This window comes from Curtobacterium sp. MCSS17_016, from assembly GCF_003234255.2.
In the GTDB taxonomy this organism is placed as follows: domain Bacteria; phylum Actinomycetota; class Actinomycetes; order Actinomycetales; family Microbacteriaceae; genus Curtobacterium; species Curtobacterium flaccumfaciens.
This window is the reverse complement of the sequence record NZ_CP126254.1, coordinates 1,036,024-1,055,795: the sequence shown is the minus strand read 5'-3', so window position 1 is coordinate 1,055,795 and position 19,772 is coordinate 1,036,024. Positions and strand designations below refer to the sequence as shown.

Below are 19,772 nucleotides of genomic sequence, written 5' to 3'. Positions count from 1 at the left end.
TCCCTCCACAGCCCCGGCCCTCGTGTGCGCCCCCGGGGTCCCGCCGTCGGACCCTCCCCTAGCGTTCCCCCCATGCACCACCCACCAACCGCGTACGCCGTCCCGTTCGCCGTCGACCGATCGCACGCACCGCGTCGGTACGACCTCGTCAACACCGGCCCCGAGCCGGTCGACGGGCTCTCCCTCACCCATCTGGGCAACGGCTACTGCCCGCCGCTCGCGGTGCGCCGCCTCGACCCGGGCAGGTCGTTGTCGCTGGCGGTGTTCGGCGCCGACCCCGAGGACACGGGGGTCGTCATCGTGCGGTGGCGCCGGCCCGACCGGTCCGAGTACCTCTGGCGGATGTCACTCGTCGGGCCGGGGCTCCAGCCGTGACCCTGCGCCGACCTGCTCCACGGAACACCCGGGGTGACGACCGGCCGTCAGCGCCCGTCGCGTTCGGCGGCGACGGTCCGCCACCGCTCGAGCAGCCACTCCACGGCCTCGTGGAACCGCTCCGTGGCGGCACCCGGGGTCGTGTCGCCGAAGTACCGCGCGACCCAGTGCTGCAGGCGCGCGAGCTCCTCGGCGTCGCTCGCGGCCGCGTCGACACGGGCGAGCACCGACGGGGCGTCGGCCGCGGTCAGCCAGTTCGCGTCGCTCAGGTAGCCCCGCTCGTCGACGTCGGCCTCGGGCGAGACCGGTCGCGTGACGATGAGCGGCTTGCCGACCGCCAGCCGGTCGTAGATCATCGCGCTGATGTCCGTGATCGCCACGTCGGCGTCCGCCAGCTGCCAGCCGAGGTCACCGCCGTCGTCGTACAGGTGGTGCGCGGCGGGGTCGGCGGCGTTGGCCGCACTGATCGCCGCCACGATCCGCTCGTGCGCCGCGCGGTACGCCGGGTCGAGCACACCGCTGCGCGGGTGCGGGCGGTAGACCAGGCGGTGGCGAGGCGACGCCAGCACCTGCTCGGCGATGACCGTGCCGTGCGACGCGATCGACCCGTACGCCGCTGCACCGCGGTCGCCCTCCCACGTCGGGGCGTAGAGCACGACGGTCCGGTCGTCGTCCGGGTACGGGGCCGCTCCGGCGAAGTGGTCGGCCTGGGGGCGTCCGATCGCGATGGTCCGGGCGTCCAGGTCGTAGTCCCACAGCGCCTCGGCCAGACGATCGCGTGCTGCGTCCCCCGCGATGAGCGCGTAGTCGTACGCCTTGAACTGGTTCGTGGTCATGTACATCTTGTCGCTCTCGCCGTGGTTGACGAAGACGTGCCACATCCGCCCGTACCGCATCATCTGGAAGTTGCGGGCGTTCTGGTTGACGTACAGCACCACCTTCGGCGCCTGGGTGTCGACGAAGTGCTCGAGGTCGATCACCTGCCGGGCGTAGACCGCGGGCACGGGCGACTCGTCGAGCAGGGTCAGCATGGTGCCCGGACTCCGCGAGACGATCGCCACCGGGTGCGTCTTCGCGAGTTCGGCCAGCGGCGCGTACCACTGGCGCACCTGGTACATGTTGACCGGACCGTCGGCGAAGTACACGGCGATCTCGACCGAACCGGGCGTCGGCTTCGGCGCGGACGGCAGTCGCTGTGCGAGCTGCCGCCGGCTCCGGCGCGACGTCAGGAGTCGCTCGACGAGCCGCAGTGCGGTCCGCAGGTCGCTGATGATCGACATGGTCCTTCTCCGGGTCTGCTCGGGCGGTACGGGGCGGGCGGGTCAGACGACCGGCGGCCGCCCTGCGATGGTCATCCGTGCGACTGTGAGCCAGCCCATCGGGCGGACCGGACCGCAGTCGGTCGTCCATCCTTCACGGATCCCACCGAACCAGGTGGCCAGTCGGCGGGGGTGACGCCACCAGCGCGCGATCTGGATCGCGGCCCACGACCCCACGTACAGCGGTCGCAGCACCGCCGGCAGGTTGCGCCGAGCGAGCCACACCCGGTTCCGGGCGTTCAACCGGTAGTACTCGGTGTGCCGCGCCGGGTCGATCGCGGGGTGGTGCGCGACGAGGTCCCCGGCGTACCAGGTCCGACGGCCGGCGTCCCAGACGCGCCAGGCGAGCTCGATGCCCTCGTGGGCGTAGAAGTACTCGGCACCCCAGCCGCCGACGGCCCGGTACACGTCCATCGGCAGCACGACGGCGCCTTCCCAGACCGAGAAGACCGGCGACGAGTGGTCCGGCTCGCCCTTCCGGATCCGCGGGACCCACCGGCGGGGGTTCGCGGCGCCAGTGGGGTCGACGACCCGCGGCTGCACGAGGCCGAGCGACGGATCGTGCTCGAACACCGCGATCGCGTCGCGCAGGAACGTCGGCGACGGCACCGACGCATCGTCGTCGAGGAAGAACACGTAGTCGCCGTCGACGACCTCGGCCCCGGCGTTGCGCCCGGCCGGGATCCCGACGTTCTCGGGCAGGGCCAGCGCCCGAACGCCGTCCGGCAGTCCGGTCGGCGCCCAGCCGTTGCCGACGCAGACGACGTCGAGCTCGACCTTCTGCTGCGCGAGCACGCTGTCCAGCCCGCGGCGCAGGTCGTCCGGCCGGGTGCCCTGCGACAGGCTCACGACGGCGACGCGCGGTCGTCCGCGGTGCACCACCGCGTGGCGGCGCAGCGTTCCGGGCACGGTCGTGTCCTCGGTCACGCCTTGACCCGCTTCGAGGCGATGATCGCCAGGAAGTGCCCGACCGTCGCGAGCACCGCGAGCGGCAACAACGCACCGACCAGGATCCGGCTGGCGAGCGGGTCGCCGATCACCAGGGCGAGCAGGGCGAAGACGAACGCGAGCATGCTCAGCTCGACCGAGTGGTACAGGCGGTGGAACGGCAGGAACTTCGCCAGACGGCGGAGCGATGCGAGCTTCCGACCCGACGGCGCGGTGGAGGCGTCCCGCCGGTCGACGAGCTTGTCGAGCCCGGCGTTCGCGCGGGCCACGTGCACCATGTCGTTGAGGGCCTTGTTCAGCACGATGACCAGGCCGAGTGCGCAGCCGATCGTGGTCCACATCCAGTCGGCGTCGTGGATCGGCCAGGTGGCTGCCCGGATGCCGAGCGCGACCGGGATCAGGCCCTCGGTCGTGTAGTGCCCCACCTTGTCGAGGAACACCCCGGCGGGCGACTTGGTGCCGCGCCACCGGGCGACCTCGCCGTCGGAGCAGTCGACGAGCATCTGCAGCTGGCCGAGCACGAGCGCCAGCGCGGCGCCCCAGATGCCGGGGATGAGCAGGGCGGCGGCGACGCTCCAGCCCACCAGGATCATCAGGCCGGTGACCTGGTTCGCGCTGACGCGGGTCTTCAGGAGCACCCAGGTCAGGTACGGCGAGACGTCGCGCAGGTACAGCGAGGCCGTCCAGTGCTCGGCGTTGGCGCGGGCACGGACCTCGTCCGGCTGGGCGACGGCCCGGAGCTCGGCGATCGAGGTCGGCCGTGCGGATCCGCGGCCGGTCGTGGGCTGGTCGGTCATTCGGTCACCGTCCCGTGTGGGTGGTCAGCTCGGACGTGCGGGTCAGGAACCCGATGATGAACCCGAGCCCCCAGCCCACGTGGATGCAGGGCAGCACGACGAGCAGCCAGAGGAGCGTCGGCAGCCCGGAGCGGCGCGCCACGGCGATCGACCCGAGGACGACGAAGAGCAGGTAGACGACGGGCACCACGAACCCGAGCAGCGCCCAGGCGAGCGGGGTGCCGAGCACGGCGCCCACGACGCCGACGAGCCCGGCGACGATGCCCAGCGCCATCGCCGCCACCATGGCCGGCGGCACGAAGTAGCGCAGGCCGTTGTTCGCCGGGAACCGACGCGCGAGCTCGCCGCGCCAGAGCCCGGTGGCGACGAACTGCCGCACCAGGCGCTTCAGGCTCGGCCGCGGGCGGTACGTGACGACGAGTTCCGGCGTGAACCAGACGGTCCCGCCGGTCTGGCGCAGCCGCCGGTTGAGTTCCCAGTCCTGTCCGCGCTTGATGCCCTCGTCGAAGAGTCCGACGTCGAACAGCCGCTCGCGTCGGAACACACCGAGGTAGGCGGTTTCGGCCGGGCCCGCGGTGCCGCCGACGTGGTGCGGCGTGCCACCCAGCCCGACACGGCTGCCGTAGGCCAGGGCGACGGCCCGCTCGAAGGGGGTCCGGCCCTCGGCGCGCATGATGCCGCCGACGTTGTCTGCACCGGACTCGAGGAGCGTGCGCACCGCGATGCGCGTGTAGTCGGTGGGCAGGACCGAGTGCGCGTCGACCCGGATGACGACGGGGTGCACGGACGCACGGATCGCGACGTTCAGCCCGGCGGGCGTCGACCCGACAGGGTTGTCGATCGCGCGGATCCGGGGGTCGGCAGCGCTCATCTCGGCGACGAGCTCGTTCGTGCCGTCGATCGACGGCCCGAGCGCGAGGATGACCTCGAACGGGCCCGTGTAGTCCTGGTCGAGCAGGCTGCCGACGGCGGCCCGGACCTCGGTGACCTCGTTGAGCACGGGCATCACGTACGAGACGCCCGGCAGGGGCTGTCCGTCTGACTGCATGCGTACCTCGGGGTGCTGGCTGGCGGCACGGGACGCACCGGGGCGGTGCCGCCCCGCAGAGCGACCATGAGCCTATCAAGAGGCCGAACCGCCCACCTGCGCCGGCGCGGGACGCGCCCCGTGACGGACTGGAGGCCCGGCGCACGTCGTGCCCCGGGCCTCCTGTCCGTCGTGTGGTGGCGTCAGCCCTTGCTGTCGAACGTCCCCAGCTTCACGTCGGCCTGGCGGGTCTGGCCGTCGCGGACGAAGCTGATCGTCGTCGAGGCGCCACCCGCGAAGAAGCGCACCTGCGCGGTCAGGTCGGTGGCGTCGGAGACCGACGCCGAACCGATCTTCGTGACGACGTCGCCCTTCTGCAGACCGGCCTTCGCCGCGGCACCGCCGTTGGACACCGACTTGATGAGGGCGCCGACCTGGGTGGCGCTGGCGTCCTCGGTGGCGTCGCCGACCGTTGCGCCGAGGAGACCGTGGGTCGCCGAGCCGTTGTCCTTGATCTCGTTCGCGACCCGCTTGACCAGGTTGGCCGGGATCGAGAAGCCGACGCCGATGCTGCCGGCGGCCGACTCCGACGACGACGAGCTGCCGGCCGAGGCGATCGCCACGTTGATGCCGATCAGTCGGCCCTTCGAGTCGAGCAGCGCACCGCCGGAGTTGCCCGGGTTGATCGATGCGTCGGTCTGGATGACCGGGAGCGAGACGGTGGTGTTCGCGGACGAGCTGCTGCCGTTGTCCCCGTTGCCCCAGAAGTCGAAGGGACCCGAGCCGCCGTTGCCGCCCTCGTTCGAGTCGCCGCCCTCGCTGGGCGCGCTCGAGGTGACCTGGATGCTGCGGTTCAGCGTCGAGACGATGCCGTCGGTGACGGTGTTCGACAGGCCCAGGGGCGCGCCGATCGCGACCGCGGTGTCGCCCACGTTGAGCTTGGACGAGTCCGCGAACTCCATCGGCTTGAGGTCCGTCGCATCGATCTTGATGACCGCGAGGTCGACCGTCGGGTCGGTACCGATCAGCTTGCCCGCGTAGATCTTGCCGTTCGAGGTCGTGACGGTGATCCGGCCGTTCGAGCTGTCGCCGTCGAGGGTGACCACGTGGGTGTTCGTGACGATGTAGCCGTCCTTGCTCATCACCACGCCGGAACCGGTGCCGGCCTCGTTGCTCGCGGACACGTTGATGGTGACGACGGACGGGGTCGCCTGTGCCGCGACGGCCGTGACCACGGTGGCGGAGTCGTAGTCGTTGACGGTCAGGTTGCCGCCCTGCGACGAACCGGAGGACACCACGCTGCCACCGTCGTTGCCCGAGGAGACGGCCCAACCGGCACCGCCGCCGACCAGACCACCGGCGATGACCGCGGCGATGACCGGCAGGAGCAGCCGGTTGCGGCCCGAGCGGTCCTTGGTCGTCGTGGTCGCCGCGGCGCCCGAGGCGTCGTCGCTGAAGTAGTGACCGTTGCGCTGGTTCGCGCCGTCGACGTCACCGAAGCCGCTCGTGGCCGACTGCGGAGCCTGCGCGGACGCGTTCGCGTACTCGGAGGACGAGCTCGGAGCGGTCGAGGACGTCGGCTGGGCGTACTCGCCGTAGCGGGGGCGTTCGCCGCCCGGCTGGCCGTACTGGGACTGCTGGCCGTACGGGTTCTGGGGCTGCTGGCCGTACTGGCTCTGCTGCCCGTAGGGGTTCTGGGACTGCTGGCCGTACTGGCTCTGCTGGCCGTACGGGTTCTGGGCCTGCGGCGTCTGCTGGCCGTACTGCGGCTGCTGGCCGTACGGGTTCTGGCTCTGCGGGGGCTGCTGCCCGTACGGGTTCTGGCTCTGCTGCGACTGCTGGCCGTACGGCGACGTCTGCTGGCCGTAGCCGCCCTGCTGCGCCCCCGAGGAGTCGCCGGAGACGGCGGGGTACGGCGCGGTGTAGCGGTCAGTCGGGTGGTCCGTCGACGACGGGATCACGTCCGTGTGGTCCGGGGTCGTCTCGTCGTTCTGGTTCTGGTTCTGGTTCTGGTTCTGGTTCTGGTTCGGGCGAGGGGTCTCGTCCGGCTGGTCGGAGTCGTTCGGCATCGACTTGTTCCCTCTCGTGGCCGCTGCTGCGGCGTCCTCACTGGCGGCAGGCGGAGCCGCATCGTCCGGACGGCGGTCGTCGCCCTGCCCGCTGGGCGTGGTGTCGGTCATGCTGGACGTGCTCCTTTCAAGCTCGTGCAGTCTGTCGCAAGCACCTGAGCGGTCCTTCTGGCGAGGCTGCGAGCCACCCCTGGCGATCTTATGCGTGCGCTGTACACGGTGGCCCGGTCCGCCGCGGGACGGACAGCTAGGTTGGGGTCCGTTCAGCGCGACACGTCGTCGCCCGCACGGGAGGGAACCACATGCGCCAGGCAGGACCGTGGCTGCGGGCCGCCGACGGAGCGATGCTGCTGGGACCGGACGGGGTCCCCGCACCGACGGTGTTCGCCGAGATGAGCGCCCTCGCCGCCAGCACCGGCGCGGTCAACCTGGGGCAGGGCTTCCCCGACGAGGACGGGCCGGCCGAGGTGCTCGAGGCCGCGGTGCAGGCGATCCGCGACGGCGTGAACCAGTACCCGCCGGGCCGGGGCACCCCTGACCTGCGGTCGGCGATCGCCGAGCACCAGCAGCGGTGGTACGGGCTCGAGGTGGACCCCGACCGCGAGGTCCTCGTCACCGCCGGCGCCACCGAGGGGCTGGCCGCCACGATCCTCGCGCTGGTCGAACCCGGTGACGAGGTGATCACCTTCGAGCCGTTCTACGACGCCTACGGCGCGCTCATCCGGCTGGCCGGCGGGGTGCACGTCACGGTCCCGCTCACCGCGCCCGACTTCCTGCCCGACGAGCGCACGCTCCGCGCGGCCTTCACCGACCGCACCCGCGCCGTGCTCGTGAACACCCCGCACAACCCGACCGGCCGGGTCCTGCCCACCGAGGTGCTGCAGACGATCGTCGACCTGGCCACCGAGCGCGACGCGGTGATCATCACGGACGAGGTCTACGAACACCTGACGTTCGACGTCCCGCACACGCCCATCGCGACCCTGCCCGGCGCTGCCGAGCGGACGGTGTCGGTCTCGAGCGCCGGCAAGACCTTCAACACGACCGGGTGGAAGGTCGGCTGGCTCACCGCTCCCCCGGCACTCGTCGACGCGATCACGACGGTGAAGCAGTACCTGACCTTCGTGAACGGCGCGCCCTTCCAACCGGCCGTCGCCGTGGGACTCCGTCTGCCCGACGCGGTCTTCACCGGCATCGCCGCCGACCTGCGCGCGAAGCACGAACTGCTCGCCGACGGACTGACGGCGGCGGGCTTCGACGTGATGCGACCCGACGGCGGGTACTTCGTGCTCGCCGACGCCGCACCGCTCGGGTACGACGACGCCCGTGCGTTCTGCCTCGAACTGCCCGCGTTGGCCGGTGTCGCGGGCGTGCCGGTCTCGGCGTTCGTCCGCCCGGACCGGGTCTCCGGCTACCGGTCCCTGGTGCGCTTCGCGTTCTGCAAGCGCCGGAGTGTGCTGGAGGACGCCGCCGCACGCCTGGCGACCCTCGGAGCGCGCCCCCGCGCCTGAGACGCGACCGCGTCAGGGACGCGACCGACGCGTCAGGGCTGCCCCGGGCCTCCAGGCAGGGTGCGCGGTGCGACGTCGTAGCGCCGCAGCGACAGCGACGGGTTCACCCGTCGGACGGCGTCGGTGACGGTGGTGTCGATCGTGGCGGTGAGCGTGGTCGGCGAAGCGCCAGCCGAGGCGACCGCCACGCCCGACGGGTCGAGGACGACCGAGCCGCCGATCCCGATGGGCGGCGTCTGCCCGACACCGACGACCCAGACGGTGTTCTCGATCGCGCGGGCGGTGAGGAGCGTGCGCCAGTGGTGCTCCTTGCCGGGGCCGCGCACCCACTCCGCAGGGAGGACGACGACGTCGGCCGCTCCGGTCTCGGGGGCGGCGAGCCGTCGGGTGACCTCGGGGAAGCGCAGGTCGTAACAGGTCTCGAGCCCGACGCGGACTCCGCCGAGTTCGAAGACCGGCAGCTGCTCCGGGTCGCCGGACTCGATGCGGTCCGACTCCCGCGAGCCGAAGGCGTCGTAGAGGTGGACCTTCCGGTACGTCGCCGCCAGGTCGCCCGACGGGAGCACCGCGACCAGGGTGTTCCGGAAGCGCTCCGGCCTGTCCGCCGACTCGGCGACCCCGACGATCAGGGCGATGCCCGTCTCGCGGGCGATTTCACGCAGGCCGGAGACGAACGGACCGTCCAGGGGCTGCGCGGCCGCCACGAACCGATCGTCGATGTCGGCGGCGAAGTACGAGGTGTACTCCGGCGTGATGAGGAGATCGGCGCCACGGGCCGCCGCGTCGACGGCGGCGGTGCGCACGGTGTCGAGGTTGGCGACGGGGTCGTCCACGGGGGCGAACTGCGCCGCCGCGATCGTGAGGGTGGCCATGGGGTGAGCGTACCCGGGGGTCTGCGGCGGGCGGGCCTGCGGCGGGGGGTCCTGCGCCGGGCGTCCTGCGCCGGGCGACTCGCGCCGGGGACACGAAGAAGGCCCCGGTCCTGCTGGACCGGGGCCTTCGTGTGACGCTTGGTTGCGGGGGCAGGATTTGAACCTACGACCTCTGGGTTATGAGCCCAGCGAGCTACCGAACTGCTCCACCCCGCGGCACGTTTAGAAGCCTACACGGGGCCGTGGCGGGACACAAATCGAGTGCCCCGCCACGGTGTGTCAGTTGCCGTTCTCGGCTGCCGTGGCGGCCTCGATCGCGTCCTGGAGGCGCTGATCGGCTTCCGCCGCGGCCACCAGGTCGTTGTCGGCGTAGGCCTCCTGGCGGTCCTGCAGGGCTGCCTTGGCGTCGGCCAGGGCTTCTTGCAGAGCGTCGTTGTCGGTCGAGCCGGAACCCGTCGAGCCGGTCGAGCCGGTCGAGCCGGAGCCCGAGGAACCCGTGTCGGAACCGGACCCCGTGTCGGAACCGGATCCACTGTCGGAACCGGAACCGGAACCGGAACCGCTGTCGCTGCCGCTTGCGCCGGAGTCGCCGGCCGCCGCACCGGAGTCGCCGCCGAACAGCGAGTTCAGCGCTTCGTCGAGGGTGTCCTCGAACGCGATCTTGTCGCCGAAGGCCACGAGGACCTTCTGCAGCAACGGGTACGAACCACTCGAGGTCGACTGGACGTAGACGGGCTGCACGTAGAGGAACCCACCGCCGACCGGCAGCGTGAGCAGGTTGCCCTGCTTCACGGTCGAGTTGCCCCGCTTCAGGATGTTCAGCTCCTGCGACACGGTCGAGTCACCGTTGAAGAGGCTCTGCACCTGCCCGGGGCCCGGGATGTTGTCGGTCTTCGGCATCGTCAACAGCGTGAGTTTGCCGTAGCCCGACGCCTTCTCGCCCTTGCCGGCACCACCCGCGTCGGAGTTCACCGCCAGGTAGCCGGTCAGCACGTTGCGGTTGTTCGCCCCGGCCGACTGCTGCGGGATGTAGGTCGTGTACAGCGAGTACGCCGTCCCCTGCCCCGGCACCTTCATCGTCAGGTAGTACGGGTCCTGCAGGTTCGCCCTGTTGGCGGTCGTCGTCGTCTGCGCGCCGAGCGCGTTCGTCGACGTCGCCGCGGTGTCGGCGTCACTGTCCGACGTCGCCGTGCTGGTCGGTTCCTGCGGGGTGTTCCACGCGTCGTCACCCGAGTAGAACGAGTTGGCGTTGGTCACGTGGTACGTACCGAGGATCGAGCGCTGCACCTTGAACAGGTCCGTCGGGTACCGCACGTGGTCGAGGAGCTCGGCGCTCATGCTCGACACCGGCTTCATCGACGTCGGGAAGATCTTCTGCCACGTCTTCAGGACCGGGTCCTTCGTGTCCCACGTGTACAGCGTCACCTTGCCCGTGTAGGCGTCGACGGTGGCCTTCACCGAGTTCCGGATGTAGTTCACCTGGTCGGTGCGGTACGTCGAGGACTCGGCGCCGGCGATGCTGTCCGACAGGCTCTGGCTCTGCGAGTACGGGTACGCGTCGCTCGTGGTGTATCCGTCCACCACCCACTGGATGCGGTGGTCGACGATCGCCGGGTAGGCGTCGCTGTCGACGGTCAGGTACGGCGCCGCCTTCTGCACGCGGGTGATCGGGTCGCGGTCGTAGAGGATCTGCGAGTCCTTGTTCACCGCGTTCGAGAGCAGGATCTGCTCCGACTGGAACTTCGCGGCGTAGACGAGCCGGTTGAAGAAGTTGCCGAGGCTCGGACCGCCGTCACCGGCGTAGGTGGTGGTCGCGTTGCCGCCGTTGTCGTCGTCGGAACCGGACGGGTAGTCGAGCTCCACGTCCTTCGTGCCCTTCGGCGCACCCACGATCGAGTAAGGCGGCGAGGTCTCACCGAAGTACACGCGCTGCTGGAAGTCGCCCAGTGCACCGTTCGACGGGATCCCGGACTCGAGGAACACCGGCTTGCCGTCGCTCGCGCGCTGGTTGCCGTAGGCCGCGGTGACGCCGTAGCCGTGGGTGTAGACGAACGCCCGGTTGTACTGGGTGTTCGCGGCCGAGCTGAGCCCGGCGAGGTCGATGTCGCGGACCGCGATGACGGTGTCCTCGGTCTCGCCCTTGACGTCGTAGCGGTCGACGTCAAGCTCCTTCGGGAACTGGTAGTACTGCCGGTACTGCTGCAGCTGGCTGAACGTGTCGGAGACGATCTTCGGGTCGATGAGACGGATGTTGGCCGTGGTCTGCGCGTCCTTCGCGAGCGCACCCGAGCTCGTCTCGGTCGTGGCGTCGTAGTTCTGTTCCTCGACACCGGCGACACCGTAGGCGTCTCGCGTGGCCTTGATGTTCCGCTCGATGTAGGCGGACTCGAAGGTGCGCTCCGAGGGCTTCACCTGCAGACGCTGGACGACCCACGGGTAGATGCCGCCGACGACGATCGCGGCGACGAGCAGCAGGCCCGTGCCGACGATCGAGATGCGCCAGCGACCGATGACCGCCGTGACGATGAAGAGCAGCGCGACGATCGCCGCGATGCCCGCCATGATCTCGCGGCCCGGGATGACCGCGTTGACGTCGGTGTACTGGGCACCGGTGATGAGCGAGTTCGACTTCGTCAGCGCCGCGTACTGGTCGAGCCAGAGGCTGACGGCCTGCAGGGCGATGTAGAGCGCCGCTGTGACCGCCAGCTGGATTCGCGCAGCACGGGAGATCCGGACCTCGCGACCACCGAAGCGGAGCGCGCCGTAGAGGTAGCTCGCAGCGAGCGCGGCGAGGCCGGCGATGAGGACGACGGCCGACGAGTAGGCCACGATCGAGCGCCAGAACGGCAGCTCGAACACGTAGAACCCGATGTCCAGTCCGAACTGCGGGTCGGTCTTGCCGAACGGCGTGCGGTTGAAGTACTCGAGGACCATGCTCCAGCGACCCGCGGTCGAGAGCCCCGCGAAGATGCCGAGGACCACGGGGATGCCGATCATCACGGCGCGCCGCAGCGGCTCGATGACCTGCTGGTAGCGGTCGAGCTGCGAGTTGAGCTTCGCGTAGACCGGCCGGAACCGGAACGCGAGCGCGATGCTCACGAAGACCGGGACCGCCATGCCGAGGAAGCCCGCCAGGAACATCAGGGTCCCGGCGATCCACCGGGCGGTGAGGACCTGCTGGAACCCGAGCTGCGCGAACCACGCGTAGTCGGTGTACAGGCTGGCGAAGATGAAGAAGGCGATCACCAGTGCGGCCAGCACGATGATCGTGACCACGATGGGGACCCGCGGCGAACGCCGCCCCGAGGTGGACGAGGTTGTCGTCACTTGATGTGCTCCAGACGTGTCGGACCGGCGGGCCCGGCTCGCGGCGGGCCGTCAGTGACACTGATCCTATGGGACCGGACCGAGCGTGAACCTGTACGGGGACTCAGGACCGGGTCAGGACCCGCAGCGGGCGAGCTTCGCGGTGCTCCCGCCGTCGGCGATCGTCTGCAGGTCGGTGACGGCCTGGTCGAGCGTGGAGACGCTGTAGACGTCGAGCCCGTCCGGCACGTGCCCGACGACCTCGTCGCAGTTGTCCGCGGGGGCGAGGAACACCGTGGCGCCCGCGTCCGCGGCGCCGTAGAGCTTCTGCCGGATCCCGCCGATGGGCCCGACCTCGCCGTCTGCCGTGATCGTGCCGGTGCCCGCGACGTGCTTGCCGCCGTTGAGCTTGCCCGGCGTGATCTCGTCGATGATCCCGAGCGCGAACATCATGCCGGCGGACGGACCGCCGACGTCCTGCAGGCGGATCGACACCTTGAAGGGGAACTCGTAGCGCTCGGTGACGCCGACCCCGAGCAGCGCCGTGCCCTGCTCACTGCGGGGCGTCACCCGGACGTCCTTCGTCGCGCCGTCCCGTTCGACGGTGACGGTCGCGGGGCTCGAGGTGCCGTGCTGCGCGACGGCTTCGCGCAGGCTCACCGCGTCGGCGTTGGTCGTGAGCGACTTGCCGTCGAACGCTGTGATGACGTCGCCCTTCTCGATCGTGCCGTCGGCCGCTGAGCCCTCCTGTACGGCGCTGACCTCGAGTTCGGTGGGCAGGTCGTTCCCCTGCTGGATGAGCGCGGCGGCGACGGCTGACTGCTGCGACGCCTGCATGTCGGCGGAGTCCCGCTCGTTCACCTGCTCGGTCGTGGTGCCGCTCGGGTAGATCGCCTCGACCGGGATCACCGCCTGCGACCTGGTGAAGATCGCGCGGATCACGCTGGTCCACGACGGGCGGTTCGTGGCGTCGCCCTGGATGCCGACGGTGAGCATGTCGAGGGCGCCGGCCGTCGGGTACGTCTCGTGGCCGGACACCTGGATGAGCTTGACGTCCTTCGCGTCCTTGCCCGTCCCCTGCTCCTGCGTGCCGATGGTGTTGTAGACCGGCCCGGGGACCTCGATGAGGTACGGACTGGGCAGCAGGCTCGCCAGCAGTCCCAGCACGACCGCACCGATCAGGAACGCCCACCCGACGGTCCGGGCACGCGAGCGACGACGGGGCGCGGGGGCGAAGAGGGTCACGCGGGGTCCTTCCGAGGTGGGCACCCGCGCCTGGCGGCAGGGTGGTCGCCCGCGTCTCACGACGGGGCTGTTCGCCCTGGGCGCAGCGCTTCGGGCGTTCCCACGGGGGCATCCCAGGTGCGGCCCCGTGAGCAGCGATTAGCGTAGTCGGCATGCCTGATGAACCACAGCCGGGGCCGGACGACGACTTCCAGGAGATGCTGCGCAAGCTGCTCTCGGGCGAGGGGCAGATCGACCCGTCGCAGCTCGCCGGTGCCGCCGGTCTGCCGAACGACCCGGCCTCCGTGGCGAACCTGATGAGCCAGCTCCAGCGTGCCGCGCAGTCCGGCGGTGACGGCATCGACTTCTCGGCCACCGCCGAACGCGCCACCGCGATCGCTCGGGACGGCGGCCACCCCGTCGATCCGGCAACCTCGCAGGCGGCAGACCAGGCGTTCCAGGTCGCCGCGCTGTGGCTCGACGAGGTCACGACGGTCGCCGAGCTGACCGCGACCCCGAGCCTCTACACGCGTGAGCAGTGGGCCAAGGCGACCGTCCCGGTGTGGACGCAGATCGCCGAGCCGGTGGCCTTCAGCATCGCCGATGCCCTGACCGAGGCGATCGACCAGCGTGCTCCCGAGCAGCTCAAGGCGATGCTCGGCGACGTCTCGAAGGCGATGCGCGGCATCGGCGGGGCGCTGTTCGCGATCCAGCTCGGCCAGGTCGTCGGGCAGCTGTCGAAGGAGGTCGTCTCCGGCGGTGACGTCGGCGTACCGCTCCTCGACGAGCAGGTCGCAGCACTCCTGCCCCAGAACGTCGCCGAGTTCGCCGAGGGCCTCGACGTCTCCGAGGACGAGGTCCGCATCTACCTCGCGGTCCGCGAACTCGCCCACGCCCGGCTCTTCCGGTCGGCACGGTGGCTCCGGCTGCACATCATCTCGTCCATCACGGACTACGCGCGGGGCATCCACATCCCCTTCGACCGCGTCGAGGAACTCGCGGCCGACATCGACCCGACCAACCAGGAGCAGCTGCGCGACGCACTCGCCTCGGGTGCCCTCATCCCGCCGCGGACCGCCGAGCAGGACGCCGCGCTCGCCCGGCTCGAGACGATGCTCGCCCTGGTCGAGGGCTGGGTGGACACGGTCACCGCCGCGGCCACCGTCCGTCTCCCCAAGGCCGGAGCGATCGCCGAGATGGTGCGCCGTCGCCGTGCGGCCGGCGGCCCGGCCGAGTCGGCGTTCGCGACACTCGTCGGCCTCGAGCTGCGTCCGCGTCGTCTACGTGAAGCCGCCGCGATGTGGCAGCGGGTGACCGACGAGCTCGGCGCCGAAGAGCGTGACGCCCTCTGGTCGCACTTCGACCTGGTGCCGACCTCGGACGACGTCGACGCACCCGACGCCCTCGTCGCACGGCTGCGGAACCCGTCCCAGACCGACGAGGACGACGCGTTCGACAAGGCCCTCGAGGACCTGCTGAACGACTCGACCGGTGCGCGTCCGCACGAGGACGAGTCCGGCCGCGTGGCCGACGACCCCGAGGGTGGAGCGGGCGACGAGCCCGGGAACGACACGGGCGATCAGCCCCGCTGAGTTCTCCACAGATCCCCCTGGTGACCCCACGCGTGCCGCGTACTCCGGCACCGTGGGGTCATGGGCATCCGCATCGATCCGACGCTCGAGTTCGTCTGGCGTGACCCCGCCACGGTCCAGCTCGGGGTCGATCCTCCACGCGCCGTCGTCGCGGTGCCCACCACGGGGGAAGAACGGTTCCTCAACGGTCTGCGACGCGAGACCGGCCACGACGTGCTGGCAGGCCTGGCGGCCGCGTCGGGGTGCTCGCCGGAACGTGCTGCCGGTGTGCTCGGTGCCGCGTCGCCCGCGGTGGTCGAGGTCCTGCCCGAGCCGCTCGAACGCATCGAGGTGCACGGCGCCGGTGTCCTCGCCGACACCGTGGCGACGTTCCTGTCCGGCGAGGGCGTGACGGTCAGCCGCACCACCGCGCCCGCCGGGGGCCCGATCGTACTGCCCGAGCCCGAACCGCGCCTCGCCGTGGTGGTGGCCGACCACGTCGTCGACCCGGCGCTCCGCGCCGCGTGGACCCGCCGGGGCGTGCCGCACCTGGCGGTCGTCGTCGGCGACGGACGCGTCCGTCTCGGTCCGTTCGTCGTGCCGGGGGCCGGGCCGTGCCTCCAGTGCGCTGAGTACGCACGCGTCGACGACGACCCGGCCTGGCCGGCCATCGCCGCTCAGGTGTGGGGGCGGCACCCGGCACCGCTGTCACCGTGGCGGGCGGCGGCGGTGGCCGCCGCCACGACGCGGATGCTGCTGGAACGGCTCCCGCTCCGGACGCAACGAGCCGAGCCCGACCAGCTCGTCTTCGAGCGCGACGACCTGTCGGTCAGCCGTTCGCCGGTCCGGCCCCATCCGCGGTGCGCGTGCCGAGCGCTGCCAGGAACCGACTCGGAGCCCGGGCTCCCCCACGCGTGGAGCCCTGTTGCGACCACGTGATCGTGACCGAACGGCGGGCGCGCGTCAGCCCGACGTAGAACAGGCGTCGTTCCTCGTCCACCTCGGTGTCGGTCGACGCGTGCGAGATCGGCAGGAGCCCCTCGGCGGCGCCGGCGATGACCACGTGCGGCCACTCCAGACCCTTCGACGAGTGCAGCGTCGCGAGCGTGACAGCATCGACCTCGGGCTCGTGGTGCGTCGCCGCACGGTCCACCAGGTCCTGGGTGAACTGCTGCATCGTCGTGCCGGCGGGGGCGTCCTCGGCCAGGCCCATGATCGCCTGCAGCGCTTCCCACTGCTCACGGACTGCGCCGGTGCCCTCCGGCGGCGTCTCCGTCCAGCCGCTGACCTGCAGCACCAGCCGGACCCGTCGGGTCAACTCGTCGTCGGTCTGCCGGATCGCCTCGCCGCGCATGTGGTGGACGGCGAGCTTGACCTCCGGGCGGTTGAAGAACCGGGTCCCGCCCTGCACGCGGTAGGGGATGCCGTTCCGGCCGAGCGCGGACTCGAGCGCAGCGGACTGCGCTCCGACGCGGAAGAGCACGGCGCAGTCCCCGTAGGACGCTCCGGCCCCGACGAGCTCGGCGATGCGCCGGGCGATGGTCTGTGCCTCGTCACCGTCGTGGACGCAGGCCAGCACCACCGGTTCCGGGCCCGGTTCCTGGCTCTGGGCCACCAGGTCGAGCGCGCCGGGCTGGCCGCGCATCAGCGTGTTGGCCGCGGACACGACCTCGCGGGTGGAGCGGTAGTTCCGCTCGAGGCGCAAGACCGACCCGCGCGGGAACTCCGACCCGAACCCGAGCAGGTAGTCGCTCGAGGCGCCGGCGAACGAGTAGATGGTCTGACTGGCGTCGCCGACGACGCACAGGTCGTCACGGCCGCCCAGCCAGGCCCGCAGCAGGTCGTGCTGCACGGGCGAGACGTCCTGGTACTCGTCGACGACGAAGAACCGGTACTGCTGCCGCACGTACGACGCCACGCGGGGCTCGGACTCGACCATGCCGAGGGTCGCCAGCAGGACGTCCTCGAAGTCCAACTGCCGCCGGTCGTCCTTCAGTCGCTCGTACGCCTTCATCAGGTCGATGACCCGGCGCGGCGTGGTGTCGCGCGGCATCACCCGGTCGGCGGCGGCGGCCTCGTACTCGTCGAGCGAGAGCATCTGCACCTTGCGCCACTCGACCTCGGCGGCCAGGTCGCGGAGCACCGGGGTGTCGACGTTCATGCCGACCGTGTCCGCGGCGTGGGCGATCATCCGCCCCTTGGACTCGACGATCTTGGGGGCGTGCCCGCCGACGGTGTCCGGCCAGAAGTAGCTGAGCTGCGCCATCGCCGCGGCGTGGAAGGTGCGCGCCTGGACCGTCCCGGCCCCGAGCGCGCGCAGGCGCGACCGCAGTTCGCCTGCGGCACGGGTCGTGAAGGTCAGCGCGAGGACGTGGTTCGGCGCGTAGGTCCCGGTGGCGACGCCGTAGGCGATCCGGTGCGTGATCGCGCGGGTCTTGCCCGTCCCGGCGCCGGCGAGCACGGCGACCGGACCGAGCAGGGTGCGGGCGACCGTCCGCTGCTCGGCGTCGAGCGCGGCGAGCAGTTCGTCGGGCGACGGCGGCCGGGGCTCGACTGCCCCGGCACCCGTTGCACCGCGCGGACCGGTGACGCTCACGGCAGGTCCAGCGGCCCGCCGTACCACTCCTCGATGATGGCGCGGGCGATCGAGGTGCGTCCCGGCAGCAGCAGGGTGTCGCCGGCCCGCTCGCGGATCTCGTCGCGCGAGAACCACCGGACGTCCAGGATCTCCACGCCGTCGGGGCGGGCGGTCGTCGGGTCACCGCCGGCTGCGCGGGCACGGAAGCCCACCATCAGCGACGCCGGGAACGGCCACGGCTGCGAGCCGAGGTACTCGGGCTCCTCGACACGGACGCCGGACTCTTCCCAGACCTCGCGGCGGACGGCGTCCTCGAGCGACTCCCCCGGCTCGACGAACCCGGCCAGCAGCGAGTACCGGTCGGCGTCCCACGCGGCGTTGGAACCGAGCAGGATCCGGTCGTCGGCGTCGACGACCCCGACGATGATCGCCGCGTCCGTGCGCGGGAAGAGGTCGTGCCCCTCGGGATCGCGGCGGACCCATCCGCCACTGACGACGGCGGTGGGTGAGCCGGTGCGCGGCGAGAAGCCGTGCACGGCGTGCCAGTTGGCCATCGCGACGGCTTCGACCGCCAGGCCCTGGTCGCGCGGCGAGAGCTCGGTGCCGAACATCCGGAGGCTCTGCCAGGCGTCGTCGTCGGGTTCGATGGCGGTCGCCGTCGCGCTGTCGATCAGGGCGGCGACGAAGCGGGTACCCGCCGGAGCATCGACGGCGTCCGACACCGCGCGGCCGAGGTACAGGGTCACGGTGTCGGCCGGGATCTCCGCCGCGGTCACGAAGCGCAGGGTGCCGTCGGCGTTCCGGAGCATCTCGGCACCACGCACCGGCAGGTACCGGGTGTGCTCGTCCTCGCGCAGGACGCGCTCGACGTCGTCGGTCGTGCGGAACTCGGCGTCGCGGTCGAGTTCGTTGCGGGAGAGCGGGAGCCGGGCGGCGAACTCGACGGTCACGGCGGGAGAGCTCCTCGGATCGGGTGCGGACGTGCAGGAGACGTGCGGTGGGCGTGCGGGCCGCCGAACAGCGTGGCGTGCAGCCGTGCACGCGTCACGCGCCTACCCTGAGGGGCATGGCGGGATCCCAGTTCACTCTAGCCGCGTTGGCGACGACGGCCGTTCCAGGTCTCCTCGTCACGGGCACGCGCACGCTCGGCTCGGCCGCGGCCGGCGACTACGAGTCGGCGCTCCTCCGCGACGCCGACGGCGCCGAGATCGTCATCCGCCGCCCCCGGAACCAGCGCGCCGAGGCGCGGCAGTCGGCCGACCTCGTCGCCATCCGCGCGCTGAGCGCCGGCATCCGCACACGCCTGCCGTTCGGCGTCGCCGAGTACCGCGGCCAGGCGCCGATCGGGTCGACGCGCGCCATCGTCACGACGCGGCTGGCCGGAGCTCACCCGACCCTCGCGTCGCTCGTCGAGCGCCCCGACCTCGCCACCAGCGTCGGCCGTGCCCTCGCCTCGATCCACCAGCTGCCGACGAGCTTCGTCTCCGACGCCGGCCTGCCGTCGCTCACGCCGTTCGAGGTGCTCCGGTCCGCCGTCTCGGTGATGGACCGCGCCGTGGCGACCAAGCTCGTCCCCGCCGCGCTCGTCGAACGCTGGGAGGGTGCCGCCCGCGACCAGCAGCTCTGGCAGTTCACGCCGACCGTCGTGCACGGTTCGCTCGGCACCGGCGCCCTGCTCGTCGACGGCGACGCGGTGACCGGGATCCTCGACTGGGGCGAGCTGCGGCTCGGCGACCCGGCGAAGGACCTCGCCTGGGTGCTCGCCGGCCGCCGCGATGCCTTCGACACCGTCCTCAGCGCCTACGAGGCGAACGGCGGCGGACGCGACCGCCAGCTCGCACAGCGTGCACGCGTGCACCACGAACTCGAGACGGCGCACTGGCTGCTGCACGGCGTCCAGGCGAAGAGCACCGAGGTCGTCGACGACGCCGTCGCGATGATGCACCGCCTGGTCGACGCGGTGCACGCCCCGAGTGCGGAACCACTGCAGTCCGTGTCACCCGAGACGATGGAGATCGGCGAGGTGGAGCAGCTGTTGTCCTCCACCGAACGCCGCCACGGCTGACGCTTCGTGAGCAGGAATGGTCGGGTCGCTGCGGCGCACCCGACCATTTCTGCTCACGAAGTGCGGCAGGAGTCGTGGACGCGACCGCCTGGAGGCCCGGCGCGGGTCCG

Annotated in this window: 15 protein-coding genes and 1 tRNA gene; 5 read left to right on the top strand and 11 right to left on the bottom strand. The window is 71.4% G+C overall.

The annotated features are described in order from the left end of the window. Positions 1-72: 72 nt before the first annotated feature. Positions 73-375: a hypothetical protein gene (locus tag DEJ19_RS05135; RefSeq protein WP_071405447.1), complete on the top strand. Its 303-nt coding sequence runs from the start codon at positions 73-75 to the stop codon at positions 373-375. A 47-nt stretch (positions 376-422) separates the two neighbouring features. On the opposite strand, the gene DEJ19_RS05130 is transcribed toward DEJ19_RS05135, so the two are convergent. The 5 genes from DEJ19_RS05130 to DEJ19_RS05110 form a co-directional block, all read right to left on the bottom strand. After that, on the bottom strand, positions 423-1,655 hold the full coding sequence (locus DEJ19_RS05130) for a CDP-glycerol glycerophosphotransferase family protein (RefSeq protein WP_111233318.1): 1,233 nt from the start codon (positions 1,653-1,655) through the stop codon (positions 423-425). 42 nt (positions 1,656-1,697) lie between these two features. Next, positions 1,698-2,573, bottom strand: a complete 876-nt coding sequence (locus DEJ19_RS05125; RefSeq protein ID WP_111233363.1) for a glycosyltransferase family 2 protein — start codon at positions 2,571-2,573, stop codon at positions 1,698-1,700. Positions 2,574-2,617: 44 nt separating this feature from the next. After that, positions 2,618-3,439 (bottom strand): CDP-alcohol phosphatidyltransferase family protein, encoded by an 822-nt coding sequence (locus tag DEJ19_RS05120; RefSeq protein ID WP_110864465.1) that lies wholly within the window; start codon positions 3,437-3,439, stop codon positions 2,618-2,620. A gap of 4 nt (positions 3,440-3,443) precedes the next feature. Beyond that, positions 3,444-4,487, bottom strand: coding sequence for a glycosyltransferase family 2 protein (locus DEJ19_RS05115; protein ID WP_111233319.1), 1,044 nt, complete (start codon positions 4,485-4,487; stop codon positions 3,444-3,446). Positions 4,488-4,669: 182 nt separating this feature from the next. Further along, positions 4,670-6,646 (bottom strand): S1C family serine protease, encoded by a 1,977-nt coding sequence (locus DEJ19_RS05110; protein WP_258377404.1) that lies wholly within the window; start codon positions 6,644-6,646, stop codon positions 4,670-4,672. Positions 6,647-6,837: 191 nt separating this feature from the next. Here DEJ19_RS05110 and DEJ19_RS05105 point away from each other — a divergent pair, with 191 nt between their 5' ends. Next, positions 6,838-8,046 carry an aminotransferase class I/II-fold pyridoxal phosphate-dependent enzyme gene (locus DEJ19_RS05105; protein WP_111094762.1) on the top strand — a complete coding sequence of 403 codons (1,209 nt, stop codon included), beginning with the start codon at positions 6,838-6,840 and terminating at the stop codon, positions 8,044-8,046. Between the two features lie 32 nt (positions 8,047-8,078). On the opposite strand, the gene DEJ19_RS05100 is transcribed toward DEJ19_RS05105, so the two are convergent. The 4 genes from DEJ19_RS05100 to DEJ19_RS05085 all read right to left on the bottom strand — a co-directional run bounded on the left by DEJ19_RS05100 (position 8,079) and on the right by DEJ19_RS05085 (position 13,469). Next, positions 8,079-8,918 (bottom strand): carbon-nitrogen hydrolase family protein, encoded by an 840-nt coding sequence (locus DEJ19_RS05100; RefSeq protein WP_111233320.1) that lies wholly within the window; start codon positions 8,916-8,918, stop codon positions 8,079-8,081. A 139-nt stretch (positions 8,919-9,057) separates the two neighbouring features. After that, positions 9,058-9,134: transfer RNA gene (locus tag DEJ19_RS05095), tRNA-Met, on the bottom strand. Positions 9,135-9,197: 63 nt separating this feature from the next. Next, positions 9,198-12,194, bottom strand: a complete 2,997-nt coding sequence (locus tag DEJ19_RS05090; RefSeq protein WP_181441537.1) for a UPF0182 family membrane protein — start codon at positions 12,192-12,194, stop codon at positions 9,198-9,200. A gap of 165 nt (positions 12,195-12,359) precedes the next feature. Continuing rightward, positions 12,360-13,469: a YlbL family protein gene (locus tag DEJ19_RS05085; RefSeq protein WP_111233321.1), complete on the bottom strand. Its 1,110-nt coding sequence runs from the start codon at positions 13,467-13,469 to the stop codon at positions 12,360-12,362. 152 nt (positions 13,470-13,621) lie between these two features. Between DEJ19_RS05085 and DEJ19_RS05080 the strand changes: the two genes are divergently transcribed. Both DEJ19_RS05080 and DEJ19_RS05075 read left to right on the top strand, forming a co-directional pair. Next, positions 13,622-15,040, top strand: a complete 1,419-nt coding sequence (locus DEJ19_RS05080; RefSeq protein WP_110864460.1) for a zinc-dependent metalloprotease — start codon at positions 13,622-13,624, stop codon at positions 15,038-15,040. A 60-nt stretch (positions 15,041-15,100) separates the two neighbouring features. After that, on the top strand, positions 15,101-15,958 hold the full coding sequence (locus DEJ19_RS05075; protein WP_111094760.1) for a TOMM precursor leader peptide-binding protein: 858 nt from the start codon (positions 15,101-15,103) through the stop codon (positions 15,956-15,958). On the opposite strand, the gene DEJ19_RS05070 is transcribed toward DEJ19_RS05075, so the two are convergent. Further along, a complete protein-coding gene (locus DEJ19_RS05070) occupies positions 15,849-17,615 on the bottom strand; it encodes an ATP-dependent helicase (RefSeq protein WP_181433046.1) in 1,767 nt (588 codons plus the stop codon). The two genes, DEJ19_RS05075 and DEJ19_RS05070, sit on opposite strands and share 110 nt — an antisense overlap. Then, entirely contained in the window at positions 17,612-18,547 is a 936-nt protein-coding gene (gene nudC / locus DEJ19_RS05065; RefSeq protein ID WP_111233322.1) for an NAD(+) diphosphatase, read from the bottom strand. Before nudC ends, DEJ19_RS05070 begins: the two co-directional genes overlap by 4 nt. Positions 18,548-18,663: 116 nt before the next feature. Here nudC and DEJ19_RS05060 point away from each other — a divergent pair, with 116 nt between their 5' ends. Next, the gene (locus DEJ19_RS05060) at positions 18,664-19,662 is read left to right on the top strand and encodes a phosphotransferase (RefSeq protein WP_111233323.1); all 999 of its coding nucleotides are present in this window, start codon (positions 18,664-18,666) and stop codon (positions 19,660-19,662) included. Positions 19,663-19,772: the final 110 nt, after the last annotated feature.

Excerpts from the sequence above, each read along its gene's own strand:
- DEJ19_RS05060 (WP_111233323.1), top strand. The coding sequence starts at position 18,664 with ATGGCGGGATCCCAGTTCACTCTAGCCGCGTTGGCGACGACGGCCGTT.
- DEJ19_RS05075 (WP_111094760.1), top strand. The coding sequence starts at position 15,101 with ATGGGCATCCGCATCGATCCGACGCTCGAGTTCGTCTGGCGTGACCCC.
- DEJ19_RS05080 (WP_110864460.1), top strand. The coding sequence starts at position 13,622 with ATGCCTGATGAACCACAGCCGGGGCCGGACGACGACTTCCAGGAGATG.
- DEJ19_RS05130 (WP_111233318.1), bottom strand. The coding sequence starts at position 1,655 with ATGTCGATCATCAGCGACCTGCGGACCGCACTGCGGCTCGTCGAGCGA.
- DEJ19_RS05100 (WP_111233320.1), bottom strand. The coding sequence starts at position 8,918 with ATGGCCACCCTCACGATCGCGGCGGCGCAGTTCGCCCCCGTGGACGAC.
- DEJ19_RS05120 (WP_110864465.1), bottom strand. The coding sequence starts at position 3,439 with ATGACCGACCAGCCCACGACCGGCCGCGGATCCGCACGGCCGACCTCG.
- DEJ19_RS05135 (WP_071405447.1), top strand. The coding sequence starts at position 73 with ATGCACCACCCACCAACCGCGTACGCCGTCCCGTTCGCCGTCGACCGA.
- DEJ19_RS05110 (WP_258377404.1), bottom strand. The coding sequence starts at position 6,646 with ATGACCGACACCACGCCCAGCGGGCAGGGCGACGACCGCCGTCCGGAC.
- DEJ19_RS05115 (WP_111233319.1), bottom strand. The coding sequence starts at position 4,487 with ATGCAGTCAGACGGACAGCCCCTGCCGGGCGTCTCGTACGTGATGCCC.
- DEJ19_RS05105 (WP_111094762.1), top strand. The coding sequence starts at position 6,838 with ATGCGCCAGGCAGGACCGTGGCTGCGGGCCGCCGACGGAGCGATGCTG.